Genomic DNA, 14,175 nt, shown 5'->3' with positions numbered 1-14,175 from the left:
TCGCTCCTTATTCTTCCGTTACATGGACTTTTAACGTTGCTGATACTTCATGATGTAGTTTTACAGGAACATTTGTAAAGCCAAGTGAACGAATTCCATCAGGTAAAGTCATTTTACGTTTGTCAATTTTAATGCCGTGCACTTTTTGTAATGCATCAGCAATTTGCTTTGTAGATACTGAGCCAAATAAGCGGCCACCATCACCTGATTTTGCTTTTAGCTCAACTGTTAGTGCTTCTACTTTTTCCTTTAATGCTTGTGCTTCAGCTAATTCGGCAGCAGCATTTTTGGCCTCTAATTTCTTTTGCCCCTCTATTTGGCTTAAAGCTTGCGCATTTGCTTCCGCTGCATAGCCATTCTTGATTAAGAAATTTTGTGCATAGCCATCAGCTACGTTTTTAATTTCACCTTTTTTTCCTTTTCCTTTAACGTCTTTTAAAAATACTACTTTCATTAGTCAGAACTCCCTTCAAAGACCTCATTTATGGCCTCTTCTAAATGTTTTTTCACACCATCGATGGATTTAGCATCTATTTGGCAGGCAGCATTCGTTAAATGTCCACCGCCGCCAAGCCTCTCCATAATTAGCTGTACATTGACCTCGCCAAGTGATCGTGCACTTATACCAATTTTGCCATCTGCCCGATGTGCAATGACAAAGGATGCACTAACATCCTTCATCGTTAGTAAAATATCGGCTGTTTGCGCAATTAAGACAGAGTCATACACTTTTGATTCCTCACCTACAGCAACAGCTACTCCTGGTTTTACGAACTTAACTGTTTGCACAATTTTGGAGCGCTCTATATATGTGTCCACGTCCTCCTTCAAGAGACGTTGGACCAATACTGTATCGGCACCATTTGTTCGTAAGTAAGAAGCTGCTTCAAATGTACGTGCTCCTGTTCGAAGTGTAAAGCTTTTGGTATCAACGATAATACCCGCTAGTAATGCAGTAGCTTCTAGCATATTAATTTTTGCACGCTTCGGCTGATATTCTAGTAACTCTGTCACTAGCTCTGCTGTGGACGACGCATATGGCTCCATATAAACGAGTGTAGGATTTTCGATAAAGTCCTCACTTCGACGATGATGGTCGATTACAACCACCTTTTCAGCTAATTTCAATAGGTGTGCATCAATTACTAAATTCGGCTTATGTGTATCAACAATAACGAGCAACGATTTCTCAGTCATTTTACCAGCGGCTTCCTCTGGTGTAAGGAAATTTTCATAGAAATCTGATTTACTCTCTATTTCATTCATTAATCGTGTAACGCTACCATTTAATTCATCAAAATTGATAATGACATAACCCTTTACATCATTCATTTGTGCCATTTTCCGTACACCTACAGAAGCACCAATGGAGTCCATGTCAGGATTTTTATGTCCCATAACAAACACTTGGTCACTGTCTTGAATTAAATCGCGTAATGCATGTGAAATAACGCGCGCTCTAACACGTGTACGTTTTTCGACTGGATTTGTTTTTCCACCATAGAATTTAAGTTTTCCAGTAGGTTGCTTTATCGCCACTTGGTCTCCACCCCGTCCTAATACAAGATCAAGACTGGATTGTGCCAACTCACCAAGCTCCACTAATGAGGATGATCCAGCTCCTACACCAATACTTAATGTTAATGATAAATTCTTTTGAGCTGTTTTTTCTCGAATGGTATCTAATATAGCAAATTTTTTCTTTTCTAGCTCCGTTAAAATGGATTCATTTAAGACTGCTAAGAAACGATCTGATGATATTCGTTTGACAAATACACCATGCTCTGCAGCCCATTCATTGACAATTGAAGTAACCATTGTGTTGGTTAAACTACGTGGTTGATCGTCCATGGCTTGCGTGATTTCATCGTAATTATCGACAAACAATATAGCGATTACTGTACGGTCTGCATAGTATTGCTTTTCAATGGCAATCTGTTCAGTTATATCAAAGAAATACAGTAGTCGTTCCTCTTTTTTATAATAAACACGATATTTCCGATCACTTAGTGTAATCGTAGCCTCATTAGTCTCCTCGGTCTTCATTAATACATAGATGTCATCAGATATATTTACAATACCTTCTCCAACTAATGATTCCATATTTAAAATGCCTTGCATATATGGATTAGACCATTCGATTTCATACTGCTCATTAACCAGCAGTATCCCAATTGGCATTTCAAGCAGTGCCTCTTCCCCCACTTTTTTCATACGGAAGGAGATAGATTCAATGTGCTTTTCTGTTTCCTCAAAAGCTATCTTCTCTACTTTCCATGTGTAGGCCATCAGTAAAACAAAACCTACACCATAACCGATGCCTATCCCGATATTCCAAATACATAGAAGCACGAACGTCACAGTTCCAAATATGGAAAGAACAAAAAGCGGATAGCGAATTGGTCGTTTTCTAAATGTCCCCATTACAATCAGCCCCTTATTCTTTAGTCTTCCCCTTTACAAGTGAACGTACGTCAAAACCTAAATCAACAATACCGAGTAAGATCATAAAGGATGATAATGGAATTGCTAATAAAGTTGCTACCCATTTAACTCCATTTGGCATCCCCTTTTTAGAGATAAAATAATGGATAAAAGATATTCCTTGTAAAATCAGTAACAACCATAAAATATAAGAAACATTTAATACAATAATATCTAGCGTAGAGCCAGCCTCAGGACGCATGAATAAATTAATACATAAAACGATCATGTAATACCATAAAATAGAGCGTGGTAATCTCATATTTTGGAATGGAGCAAATTTTGGAACATCTACCCCTAGTCGTTTTAGAGCTGGTAAATTGACTGTAATGATAATAAATGCAGCAAAAAATGCTGAGATTGTTATCGTTGCAGGCATAGTCAGTTCAATTGTTTTAAACATTGCCTCAAGCTGCTCTGGATTAATGGCTACTTTGCCTGTTACATTCTTCGCAAATTCATTAGATTGCTCATAATTTTTACGTGCCATCTCTAAACTCATGCTTATGAAGTCAATCCCTGAAAGCTTTACATAAGCAACATAAACAATTGCCATCGAAAGGAGATTAGCAATCCCCGTTGACATAAATAAATAAAGCTTACTCTTCTTCAAATAAATGGCGTTACCCATAACGACACCTACTAGCCCTAAAATAAAGGCAAATGGCAGCATGGATATTCCACTCGTTATAGTGGTTAGGATACAGCCTACTATTGCTACGAGTATTGATGTGGAACGCTTGTAATTTGCGCTATACCAAGCAATCGGTAGTGGAGCGAATAATAAAGCTACTATAAAGATGAATGGTACATATGCAGAAATTAGCATCAAAATTGTAAAAAGTGCAACCATCATTGAGCCTTGTACAAGCGCTTTTGTTTGATTATTCGGCATTGAAAACCTTCCTTTTTTTCAGTCAAACTTACTACCCTTTATTGTACCATTTTTTCATAGTATTGAACAAAAATCACTTAGATCACTATGTACATTGTCATTATTTTTTCAATTTTAATTCGAACTTTTACCTAAGTAGCTGATAATTTTCTTTTTAACCATAACAAAAAACCAGCATACCCGATACGAATATCGTAATATGCTGGTAGTTAAAATTGATGTAAGGTCAGTTACCTTAACGTCATCAATCTTATTTATCTTCTGCTACGAATGGAAGTAATCCCATGATACTAACTAATTTAACTAAATTCAACATAAATTCCGTACCCAACAATACTACCAAGAGTAATAAGTATCCTCGTCAATGTTTGGTTTCTAATCTATCCTGTAGATTTTTCTACTAGTTCTTCTTTTCTCCAGTTAACTTAGTTCTTTGTACAGTAGTATTACATCTCGATTATTTTAATTAAGCTTTAATGAAATAGAATTTGATTTTAAAGAATTTGATTCTTGAGTTACAGCAATATCTTGTTGTTCAGAGCTTCCATCTGTATATTTTACAATGACTTTGATTATTATGTCGTCATCTATTACCAAATTGCCATCATGAGGAATTGCAATTGAATATTGATATTTATCCTGTTCATTATACTCAACTGTATAGGTATTTCCAATTTCCTTTGTACCGTTGTATATATCTGAACCAGGCGAACTTCCAATCATAAATATCTTTTCTGATAATAACCAGTCTTTGTCTGCATATTCTTTAGCTGTAAGTGTAACATCCTCTATAAACTTGCCTTTGCTAATGGTATAAGTGACTGAGTCGATATGTTCTCCACTTATATTTAGCATAAGCTTTGTAAAGATTAAATTACCTACATCTCCAGTTATATCAGTTGTACTACCTCTAGCTTCAGTTGATAATTCAAAAGTAGCTTTATCTGATGAAAGTTTGGTATTTGGCTGATTCCCATCATCACTCAATGCATAAGCTGTGATTGTAAAATTTGCGACTTGAAAGTTTCCATTATTATTGAAAAACGGAATACCTATCATAATTAACAATAGGAATCCAAATGCACAAGCTACAGAAATCCGCCTTTTAAAATTTTTCTTTTCTATAATATTGCAATTCTTTTTCACACGATTTTTCATAGTTTTTGGCATTTCAATAGTATTAACAGCTTCTTTAATCTTATCAAAGTTCATCATTCATTCTCCTTTCGATATTTTTCTCGAATAAGCTCTCTTCCACGTTGTAATCGCTTTTTAACTGCTGAAGTAGTAATGCCAAGTATTTTTGCTATTTCATCTACTTTATAGCCCTCTACATAATAAAGTAACAAGACAATCTTATGTTTATTTGGCAATCTCATAAGATGTTCAATTAAACCATAGTTTTCATCATCCTTACAATATAGTTGTAAATCATTGATATCCATATGTTTACGAATAATATTGTACCTTCTCATATTCTTGCAACGATTTGTAGCAATAGTAATCAACCATGCTTTCTCATGTTCTGAATCGTTAAATGGTGGAGATTTAGTTAGATAGGTAATAAAAGTGTCTTGTACGACATCCTCTGCATCATTCTCATTGCATAGAATAACAAGACACATTCTAAAAAGCATATTTCCATATTTATCAACAATTCGTTCTATATCTAGTTCGTTCGACCAAACTAATTGTTGCAACATCCATCAACTCCTTTCACTTATAACACACATGAAGTTACCATTTGGTGACATTTTAAATAAAATAATTTTAGAAAATAATCTTACCTAAAAACTGATCGATGCATAAAAATTGGAAAAATATTTTCCAATAGTCTTCTATCCGAATCTAATCTTATTATATTGTGTAATTAGAATGTCATTTTAGGTACCTATCGTTGATACTTTGCTATATCTATCGTTCTCTTAAATAAAACAAGCCCACCGAATAGGTGAGCTTGAAATAATTTTACATTTGATAATTTATTCAACCCAAGCAGATATGATCCACTGAATGCTTCATAATAATAGGTTGCTGGTACATTGCTGTGAGTTGAATAAGTTTGAGGAGAAGGGGTATCCACGTCCTTATAAAGATAGAAACCGAAAGGAGAGATTGAGTCATCTGGATAATCATCTCCTGCTAAAGATAGATTTACTTCCCCAACAATATTAGTTTCAAATTTCTCGCTTTTTTTCCTTTATAGCAACAATATTTGAGAAAACAGTATAAATAAAAAAAGCACCACAAAGGTTATGAAAACCTTGTTGTGCTTTTATTAATAAATAAATTTTATTTATCTTCTGCTACGAATGGAAGTAATCCCATGATACGAGATACTTTGATAGCTGAAGTTAATTTACGTTGGTACTTAGCGCTAGTGCCAGTTACGCGACGTGGTAAAATTTTACCGCGCTCAGAGATGAATTTTTTTAATAAATCTACATCTTTATAGTCGATATGCGTAATGTTATTAGCAGTGAAGTAGCAAACTTTACGGCGTTTGCGGCCTCCGCGACGTGGTGCCATAGTGTGTCTCCTCCTTATCTTTTTTTATCATTTAGAAGCATTAGAATGGAAGATCATCCTCAGATACTTCTATTGGCCCTTTGCTATTCGCAAATGGATCCTCATCTACACGTGTATAATTCGGCTGATTCATAGGTGGTTGATTTTGCTGATACGAATCGCCGCCATAGGAACCCTGCCCTGGCATAGCGCCACTAAACTGTTGTTGTGGTTGACCACCGCCATATGACGGTTGGTTATTACCGTAAGTTTGTCCACCATATTGAGGAGCAGGAGCACCGCTACCATTACGGGGTTCTAAAAACTGTACGCTATCCGCCACGACATCTGTTGTGTATACTCGCTTACCATCTTGTCCTTCATAACTGCCTGTCTGGATACGACCTTCTACCCCAATTAAACTTCCTTTTCGCATGAAGTTCGCTAGGTTTTCAGCCTGTTTACGCCAAGCAACACAGCTAATGAAATCAGCTTCGCGTTCACCTTGTTGATTTGAGAATGCACGGTTTACAGCTACTGTAAATCTTGTAGACGCAACTCCATTCGGTGTATAACGTAGCTCAGGATCTTTTGTTAGTCTTCCAACTAATACGACACGGTTAATCATCAGAATACAACCTCCTTTTCAGCGTTTTGTAAAAAATTAATTATTAAGCTTCTTCGCGAACTGCAATGTGGCGAATGATGTCTTCGCTGATGTTAGCAAGACGTGTATACTCGTTGATTGCATCTGAAGTAGCGTTTACTTTTACGATTTGGTAGTAACCTTCGCGGAAGTCTTGAATTTCATAAGCTAAGCGGCGTTTGCCCCACTCTTTTGATTCGATGACTTCTGCACCGTTAGAAGTTAACATTTCGTTGAAACGTTCAACTAAAGCTTTCTTCGCTTCGTCTTCAATGTTCGGACGTACGATGTACATTAATTCGTATTTTCTCATCTGTTTACACCTCCTTATGGACTTAGGCTCTCCTAATTAAGGGAGCAAGGAGCAAGTAATTAATTATTACTCACATCAATGAATTGTAACATATAGGTACATGTCTTTCAAGTCACAAACTAATAATTCGTTATATAATGGCAGTATATTTCATTATCTATGAAAGGAGTGCCTTCATGTTAACCAACGATAAGGAGCCTATCGTTATCGAATTAGATTTAAAGAAGTTAATGATCGACAATTTTGTGATTACAAGTGGTCTTGTCATATTATTTATTGCCATTCAATATATTTGCTTTAAAGATTTCCATTTTTCTTTTTGGAAGATGATTGGTGGCACAGCACTATTTGTTGTGCTGTATATAATTTTTATTATCCTACACGAGGCTTTTCATTTAATTGGCTTTATGATTTTTGGCAGAGTTCCCTTTAAAGCTTTAAAATATGGCATAAATTTAGAGCAAGGTATTGCCTATGCAACTACTGAGCAACCTCTCCCCAACCATGCTATGAAAAAAGCTTTATTACTGCCATTCTGGACGACTGGAGTACTTCCAACCATTGTTGGGTTTTATCTTAACAGTACTGTTTTAATATTGATAGGGGCGGTGTTAATAGCTGGAGCTGTAGGCGATTTTGCCATGTATAAAGAGCTACGCAAATATCCACGTAATGCTATCGTACAGGATGATCCTAAATTACCAAAGCTGTATGTTTATCTATTGCGGGAAAAGGATCATCATTAAAATAAGACTACATAATTAAATAGAATCTGTAGATTAGAAATGAACAACTACAGATTCTATTTATACTTTAAGGAGTTAAAAATCCATGCTGGGCTGCTGTATATAAATTTCTCCAAATACGGTTAATCATAGATGTTTCTGTAATAGCATCCATACCGAGACTGCGTATTAAATTATTGGCTATCTCTAAGCAGGCAGCAGCTATATCCTTAGCCAATTGAGTAAATTGTGATAATTCCTCTTCCGTTAATTGTTCACCTTTTTGATGTTGTTGCCAAAAGACAGATAATGTTGCATAAAACTGTTCCTCGCATTGCTTGAAACGTTTATGCTGCTGCATCCATAAAAATTGGAAGGCTCCAATTCGCTCAGTTCTGCTTCCATCATGATTTCGTTGCTTCATTAAAGCAAAAGCTTCTTCTAAAAAATTCTCTGTCATCCCAAGACAAACGCCTAAAAAGGAAGCCTCTGCAAAAGTGGTAAATGGAAAGCTATGTACTGAATTGCCATAATCATTTCTGATGACCCCTAATTGAAAAGTAGCTTCCTGTGGTACCCAAACATTGTTTACACGGATTGTATGACTAGCTGTTGCCTTTAAACCCATTGCAGACCAATCATTCAAAATTTCTACATCATGTGGATTTACTGAGCAGCTAATAATTTTTTCAGTTTTGATACCATCTTCTTCAATTAAACAATTCATCGTAAATGTTGATGCATAATTAGAACCACTACAATACTTCCATTGCCCTGTTACATAATAGCCTCCAATTGTTTTTACAGCTATCCCTGTTGGATATCCACTACCTGCTATAACTGCTTCTTTAGGAGAATAGATTTTTTCACAAATTTCTTTACTGAATGTTGGAATAAATGCGTTTCCACCTGTACCAATAGTAATGAGCCATCCAAAATTGCCATCAAGTGCAGACATCTGTTGAAATATCTTTACACCTTCTACTAAATTTAAATCCATACCACCTAATTCTTTTGGAGTGAACAATTTGAATAATCGTTGTTCATAAATATAATCTAAGACATCTTGTGGTAGCATCCCCAGTTGCTCAAACTCTAAACCACGTTCCTTAATTTGCACAGGATTCATTCATAAGTCGCCTCCATACATTAAAAATTCTGATAACTACGCAATCGAAAAAGGGCAACCATTTTAGATTGCCCTTGTAAGTTTTTTATACATTAAAGCGGAATAACATAATATCGCCATCTTGTACTTCATATTCTTTACCTTCAAGACGTACTTTACCAGCTTCCTTAGCCGCTGCTTGCGAACCTGCCTCAAGAAGATCATCATATGCCACTGTTTCTGCACGAATAAAGCCGCGCTCAAAGTCAGTATGGATAATACCAGCACATTGAGGTGCCTTCATTCCTTTACGGAACGTCCAGGCACGTACCTCTTGTACACCTGCAGTGAAGTAAGTAGCTAGTCCTAATAAGTCATAAGAAGTACGAATTAGTTGATCTAAACCAGATTCTTTAATTCCTAATTCTTCTAAGAACATAGCTTTTTCTTCATCATCTAACTCAGAAATTTCTTCTTCGATTTTTGCACAAATAGTAATGACCTGTGCACCTTCAGCGGATGCATACTCACGTACTTTTTTCACATACTCGTTGTTGTCTGCATCTGCTACTTCATCTTCTGAAACGTTTGCTACATAAAGCATTGGTTTAATTGTTAGCAGATGAAGACCTTTAATTACCTTTAATTCATCATCTGATAGCTCAGCTGCTCTAGCTGGTTTACCGTTTTCTAGTTGCTCTTTAATTTTTAGAAGCACTGGCTCCTCTATCATAGCCTCTTTATCTTTTTGTTTCGCCATTTTGCTAACTCGTTGTAAACGTTTATCCACAGATTCTAAGTCAGCTAGTGCAAGCTCTAGATTAATAACTTCAATATCGTCAATTGGATCTACTGCACCAGAAACGTGAGTAATGTTTTCGTCTACAAAACAACGTACTACCTGACAAATTGCGTCTACTTCACGAATATGAGCTAGGAACTTATTTCCTAATCCTTCACCCTTGGAAGCACCTTTAACAATTCCAGCGATATCTGTAAATTCAAATGCAGTTGGCACAGTTTTTTTCGGTACCACTAATTCTGTTAATTTATCTAAACGTGCATCAGGTACTTCAACTATACCAACGTTTGGATCGATCGTTGCGAATGGATAGTTTGCAGCCAATGCGCCCGCTTTTGTTATTGCGTTAAATAATGTTGATTTTCCAACGTTAGGTAAACCAACGATTCCAGCTGTTAATGCCATGGATGGACACAACCTTTCTATACTCAGTTCAAATTTTCTCTCTTATAACCTTATCTATTATATTGATTCACCCAGAAAAAGTCTAATATGCCTGATGTTACGACTCTTCCGCAGAAAATAAAACCTTTTTCATTTTTTTCTCAAATTCACGACGTGGAATCATGACACTATGCTGACATCCTTCGCATTTGATACGTACATCCGCCCCCATACGAATAATTTTCCATTTATTAGTACCGCATGGATGTTGTTTTTTCATTTCAACAATATCGTTTAAACCAAATTTTTTTGCCTCCATCTTACACACTTCTCCCCTCATCTTTGCCATAGAACATCATTTTTGGATAGGCCATTGGTATATTATTTTCTTCAAAGAGTTTCGTAATATCGCGGCGTATGGTACGTGCTACTCCATATTGTTGCTGCGGTAATGTTTCAGCAGCTATACGAATGGTTACTTCTGTCCCTTTCACGTTTTGCACACCTAGAAATACCGGAGCTGCAATTAATTCTTTATGCATCTTAGGCAATGTCTCTAAATACTTATTAATAACCCCTTCTGCTTTCTCAAAATCAGCATCCGTGGCCATTTGTAAATCTATAAAAATTTTGGAGTTGTTAACAGAATAATTGACGACTTCGCCTATGGCACCATTGGGAATGATGAACTGTTCACCAGTAGCACCATTAATTTTTGTTGTACGTAAGCCAATTTCTACAACTGTACCTTCTGCAGCATTTATTTTTATATAATCGCCTACACCAAACTGGTCTTCAAAAATAATAAAGAATCCAGTAATAACATCCTTTACTAAGCTTTGAGCACCAAAACCTATTGCTAAACCAACAATTCCTGCACCCGCTAATAAACCTGCTACCTTTATATTTAAGGAAGAAAGTATACCAATGATTGCAGAGAAATAAACGACATAGGAAATCACGCTTTGTAATAATCTTGAAATTGTTCGTTGGCGTCGCTCTGAGTGGCTCAATGGTGAACGCATACGGATTAAAAACACCTTTTTAATAAATTTTTTACCTAATCTTACAGCGATCCACGATACTAATAGAATGAGCAAAATTTCTATAGATGCATCAATAACCTTTTCCCAAAGATCCTCAGATGTGAGCTTGTCCCAGTATTTTTCCATTAACTTTTTATTCTTTTCCATCATTACCACCTCTTGAATAACTTGCTAAAAATTTGCGTATACTGCATAAAAATTGAGCACTTCTAAAAATAAAAAGAAAGTGAGTTTTTTTATGAATACTATACCAAATTTGTTACTACCTTATTCCCTTCATCATGAGAGTAAAAATGCTGTTTGGCAATTAAGTACATTATTTTTAGAACATATACCGTTTCATCATGAAAGACTAATTTTTTGTTGTATTGGCAGTGACCGATGTACGGGTGATACACTTGGTCCATTAACTGGTAGCTTTTTAAAAAAATCTGTTAGCTTTCCTTATGAAATTGTAGGTTCCTTAGAAGACCCTTTACATGCTCTAAACCTAGATTCTACAATGCAACAGCTACACAATCATACTACAAAACCATTCATTATTGCGATTGATGCCTGTCTCGGCAGTGAGCAAAATGTTGGTCATATTTCAGTTCAAAGTGGACCCATTTTCCCTGGAAAAGCTGTAAAAAAAGAATTACCCCCAATTGGAGACATTTCCGTGAAAGGAATCGTCAATATTGGAGGCTTTATGGAAATGCTTGTTTTACAAAATACCAGACTTCATATCTCTTATGCAATGGCTGAAAAGCTTTCAAGAGCATTATTACTGGCTGCTCATCGTTATTCACTAAAAAATGTAGAAGATAGCCACCATAATACCAACAATGACGATACCTGGAAGCAAGTTAGCAGCTTTGATCTTAGCTAAGCCTGCAATGTTTAACCCTATTGCCATAATCATAACCCCGCCAACAGCCGTCATTTCTGTAATGAACATTTGTAGTGCGGCATCAGGGATAAAGGAACTTATAACACCTGCAAAAAGAGCTATTAATCCTTGATAAACAAAGACAGGTACAGCGGATAGCATTACACCTATACCTAATGTCGAGGCTAGAATAATGGATGTAAATCCATCTATTAATCCTTTAGTAATGAGTACATTATGATCATTACGAAGACCACTATCAAGAGCACCTATAACAGCCATTGATCCTACAACAAAAATTAGTGAGGCAGTTACAAAGCCCTCTGCTATGCTAATTTGATTTTGGTCATCCCGTTTTGTACGAAATAAACTCTCTACCCATTTACCTAGACGATTCATTTGTTTATCTAAATCTAACCACTCACCTATTACTGTACCTACCACTAAACTTACTACCAATATAATAAAATTATCACTTTCAAAGCCCATTTTTATCCCTAATAATGTGACGGCTAAACCAATAATAGAAAGAACCGTAGATTTCATAGATTCAGGAAGATTTTTAAAAATGCGCCCTACTAATGCTCCTACTATAATTAACACAGCATTTATTAATGCCCCTAGTAATACCACACTTAAGCCTTCTTTCTCTCTAAAAAATAGAGAGCGCCTATTTGCTTGGCGCTCTGATTAAGTTATAGAAATATTATTTTATTCTTCCTGTATGTTTAATATTTCCAATATTCGTTCTAAATCATCTTCAGAATAAAATTCAATTTCTATTTTCCCTTTATTGCTTGTTTTCTTTATTTGAACATTTGTTCCAAAGTAGTCTCGTAATTGTGACTCCTTTGCAGTTACAAAGATATCTTTTTTCTTAGGAGGGATTGTTTCACGTGAAACTTCTTCATTTAAATTTTGCACTAATAATTCAACTTGACGTACGTTCAATCCTAGATTTATTACCTTATTAGCCACTTCTGATATTCTTCTTTTATTTTTTAAGCCGAGTAATGCCCGTCCCTGCCCCATCGATAAAGTTCCATCATTCATCAGTTTACGTACATCTTCTGGTAATGCCAGTAGCCGAACGTGATTGGCAATATGCGGTCTACTTTTTCCTAATCGCTTCGATAACTCTTCCTGAGTTAAATGTAAGTTTTCCATTAAACTCTGATAGGCTTCTGCTTCTTCAATAACAGTTAAATCCTCACGTTGGAGGTTTTCTAAAATAGCAAGCTCCATCATTTGTGCATCTGATAGCTCTTTTATAATGACAGGAATAACCTCGAGGCCAGCTAATAGACAAGCTCTGTAACGACGCTCTCCCGCAACAATTTCAAACTTGCGTGCTTTTTTACGCACAGCAATTGGCTGCAAAATTCCATGTTCTTTAATAGAATCAGCTAATTCTTGTAAACTTTCTTCATCGAAAATTTTACGTGGCTGAAATGGGTTCGCAACAATTAAATCTAATTGGATTTCTTCCACTTGACCACTGTGTTCTAAAGACTCTCCTGGAAATAATGCCCCAATACCCTTTCCTAGACCTTTAGCCATTTTTAATCACTTCCCTCGCCATCTCTAAATAAACTTCTGCACCTCTAGATTTTGCATCATAAGTGATGATTGGTTGACCATGACTTGGTGCCTCACTTAATCGCACATTACGGGGGATTATTGTTTTATATACTTTATCTTGGAAATATTTTTTCACTTCCTCAATAACTTGTAAGCCTAAGTTTGTGCGTGCATCTAGCATTGTTAATAAAACGCCATCGATATAAAGCTGTTGATTCAAATGCTTTTGAACGAGGCGAACTGTTGATAGTAATTGACTTAACCCTTCCAATGCATAATATTCACATTGTACAGGAATAATAAGCGCATCTGAAGCTGTTAACGCATTGATTGTTAAAAGCCCTAAAGATGGTGGACAGTCAATAATTATATAATCGAAATCCTCTTTCACATTTTGTAAAGCATGTTTTAAACGTACTTCTCTGGAAATAGTCGAAACCAATTCAATTTCTGCACCTGCAAGTGAGATTGTTGCTGGCACGATAGATAAATTTTCAACATTTGTTTTTTGAATGACATTTTGAACATCTTCATCATCAATGAGCACATCATAAATACAACCCTGTATTTCTCCTTTATTAATACCAAGTCCACTTGTTGTATTCCCCTGCGGATCAGTATCAATTAAAAGCACTTTCTTACCTAAGTATGCTAGGCAAGCGCTCAAATTGACCGAAGTTGTTGTTTTACCTACGCCACCCTTTTGATTGGCGATTGCTATAATTCTACCCATTTAAAAGCACCTGCTTTCATCTATCAAAGTTTACTTTGACAAATCATTTGTAAAATCACTATTTAATCCGCTATCTAAC

The 14,175-nt window shown here is 36.0% G+C and carries 17 protein-coding genes; 2 read left to right on the top strand and 15 right to left on the bottom strand.

Annotated elements, in window-relative coordinates; all coding sequences use genetic code 11:
- Positions 1 to 7 precede the first annotated feature (7 nt).
- The 8 genes from rplI to rpsF form a co-directional block, all read right to left on the bottom strand.
- Positions 8 to 454: a 50S ribosomal protein L9 gene (rplI, locus tag B3D98_RS12680; protein WP_004233368.1), complete on the bottom strand. Its 447-nt coding sequence runs from the start codon at positions 452 to 454 to the stop codon at positions 8 to 10.
- The gene (locus B3D98_RS12675; RefSeq protein ID WP_288583348.1) at positions 454 to 2,424 is read right to left on the bottom strand and encodes a DHH family phosphoesterase; all 1,971 of its coding nucleotides are present in this window, start codon (positions 2,422 to 2,424) and stop codon (positions 454 to 456) included. Before B3D98_RS12675 ends, rplI begins: the two co-directional genes overlap by 1 nt.
- A gap of 13 nt (positions 2,425 to 2,437) precedes the next feature.
- Positions 2,438 to 3,379: a YybS family protein gene (locus B3D98_RS12670; RefSeq protein WP_288583346.1), complete on the bottom strand. Its 942-nt coding sequence runs from the start codon at positions 3,377 to 3,379 to the stop codon at positions 2,438 to 2,440.
- Between the two features lie 462 nt (positions 3,380 to 3,841).
- Positions 3,842 to 4,591 carry a hypothetical protein gene (locus B3D98_RS12665; protein WP_279493524.1) on the bottom strand — a complete coding sequence of 250 codons (750 nt, stop codon included), beginning with the start codon at positions 4,589 to 4,591 and terminating at the stop codon, positions 3,842 to 3,844.
- Positions 4,591 to 5,082 (bottom strand): RNA polymerase sigma factor, encoded by a 492-nt coding sequence (locus B3D98_RS12660; RefSeq protein WP_016992318.1) that lies wholly within the window; start codon positions 5,080 to 5,082, stop codon positions 4,591 to 4,593. The genes B3D98_RS12665 and B3D98_RS12660 overlap by 1 nt, the downstream gene beginning before the upstream one ends.
- A gap of 589 nt (positions 5,083 to 5,671) precedes the next feature.
- On the bottom strand, positions 5,672 to 5,908 hold the full coding sequence (rpsR, locus tag B3D98_RS12655) for a 30S ribosomal protein S18 (RefSeq protein WP_012296211.1): 237 nt from the start codon (positions 5,906 to 5,908) through the stop codon (positions 5,672 to 5,674).
- A gap of 40 nt (positions 5,909 to 5,948) precedes the next feature.
- Entirely contained in the window at positions 5,949 to 6,515 is a 567-nt protein-coding gene (gene ssb, locus B3D98_RS12650; protein WP_054548816.1) for a single-stranded DNA-binding protein, read from the bottom strand.
- Between the two features lie 43 nt (positions 6,516 to 6,558).
- Complete coding sequence (gene rpsF / locus B3D98_RS12645) at positions 6,559 to 6,846, bottom strand: 30S ribosomal protein S6 (RefSeq protein WP_016992320.1); 288 nt, start codon at positions 6,844 to 6,846, stop codon at positions 6,559 to 6,561.
- 176 nt (positions 6,847 to 7,022) lie between these two features.
- Between rpsF and B3D98_RS12640 the strand changes: the two genes are divergently transcribed.
- Entirely contained in the window at positions 7,023 to 7,592 is a 570-nt protein-coding gene (locus B3D98_RS12640) for a DUF3267 domain-containing protein (RefSeq protein WP_054548815.1), read from the top strand.
- 67 nt (positions 7,593 to 7,659) lie between these two features.
- Here B3D98_RS12640 and B3D98_RS12635 read toward each other — a convergent pair whose 3' ends face one another.
- From B3D98_RS12635 to B3D98_RS12620, 4 genes are all read right to left on the bottom strand, one after another.
- Complete coding sequence (locus B3D98_RS12635) at positions 7,660 to 8,700, bottom strand: acyl-CoA dehydrogenase (protein WP_257520876.1); 1,041 nt, start codon at positions 8,698 to 8,700, stop codon at positions 7,660 to 7,662.
- Positions 8,701 to 8,785: 85 nt separating this feature from the next.
- Positions 8,786 to 9,886: a redox-regulated ATPase YchF gene (gene ychF, locus B3D98_RS12630; protein WP_016994923.1), complete on the bottom strand. Its 1,101-nt coding sequence runs from the start codon at positions 9,884 to 9,886 to the stop codon at positions 8,786 to 8,788.
- Positions 9,887 to 9,983: 97 nt separating this feature from the next.
- Positions 9,984 to 10,184, bottom strand: a complete 201-nt coding sequence (locus B3D98_RS12625; RefSeq protein ID WP_048395226.1) for a DUF951 domain-containing protein — start codon at positions 10,182 to 10,184, stop codon at positions 9,984 to 9,986.
- A 1-nt stretch (position 10,185) separates the two neighbouring features.
- Positions 10,186 to 11,058, bottom strand: coding sequence for a mechanosensitive ion channel family protein (locus tag B3D98_RS12620; protein WP_054548813.1), 873 nt, complete (start codon positions 11,056 to 11,058; stop codon positions 10,186 to 10,188).
- Between the two features lie 91 nt (positions 11,059 to 11,149).
- On the opposite strand from B3D98_RS12620, the gene yyaC reads away from it, so the two are divergent.
- Positions 11,150 to 11,782 (top strand): spore protease YyaC, encoded by a 633-nt coding sequence (gene yyaC / locus B3D98_RS12615; RefSeq protein WP_048395222.1) that lies wholly within the window; start codon positions 11,150 to 11,152, stop codon positions 11,780 to 11,782.
- Here the strand turns inward: yyaC and B3D98_RS12610 are convergent.
- From B3D98_RS12610 to B3D98_RS12600, 3 genes are all read right to left on the bottom strand, one after another.
- On the bottom strand, positions 11,702 to 12,415 hold the full coding sequence (locus B3D98_RS12610) for a DUF554 domain-containing protein (RefSeq protein WP_048395220.1): 714 nt from the start codon (positions 12,413 to 12,415) through the stop codon (positions 11,702 to 11,704). The two genes, yyaC and B3D98_RS12610, sit on opposite strands and share 81 nt — an antisense overlap.
- A gap of 78 nt (positions 12,416 to 12,493) precedes the next feature.
- Positions 12,494 to 13,342 carry a ParB/RepB/Spo0J family partition protein gene (locus tag B3D98_RS12605; RefSeq protein ID WP_048395218.1) on the bottom strand — a complete coding sequence of 283 codons (849 nt, stop codon included), beginning with the start codon at positions 13,340 to 13,342 and terminating at the stop codon, positions 12,494 to 12,496.
- Entirely contained in the window at positions 13,335 to 14,096 is a 762-nt protein-coding gene (locus tag B3D98_RS12600) for a ParA family protein (RefSeq protein WP_048395216.1), read from the bottom strand. Before B3D98_RS12600 ends, B3D98_RS12605 begins: the two co-directional genes overlap by 8 nt.
- Between the last annotated feature and the right edge of the window lie 79 nt (positions 14,097 to 14,175).

Origin of the sequence: Lysinibacillus sp. UBA5994 (assembly GCF_002429725.1) — a bacterium.
Classification (GTDB): domain Bacteria; phylum Bacillota; class Bacilli; order Bacillales_A; family Planococcaceae; genus Lysinibacillus; species Lysinibacillus capsici.
Note: the sequence above shows the minus strand (reverse complement) of the source record. Positions and strands in the feature narration are given on the sequence as shown.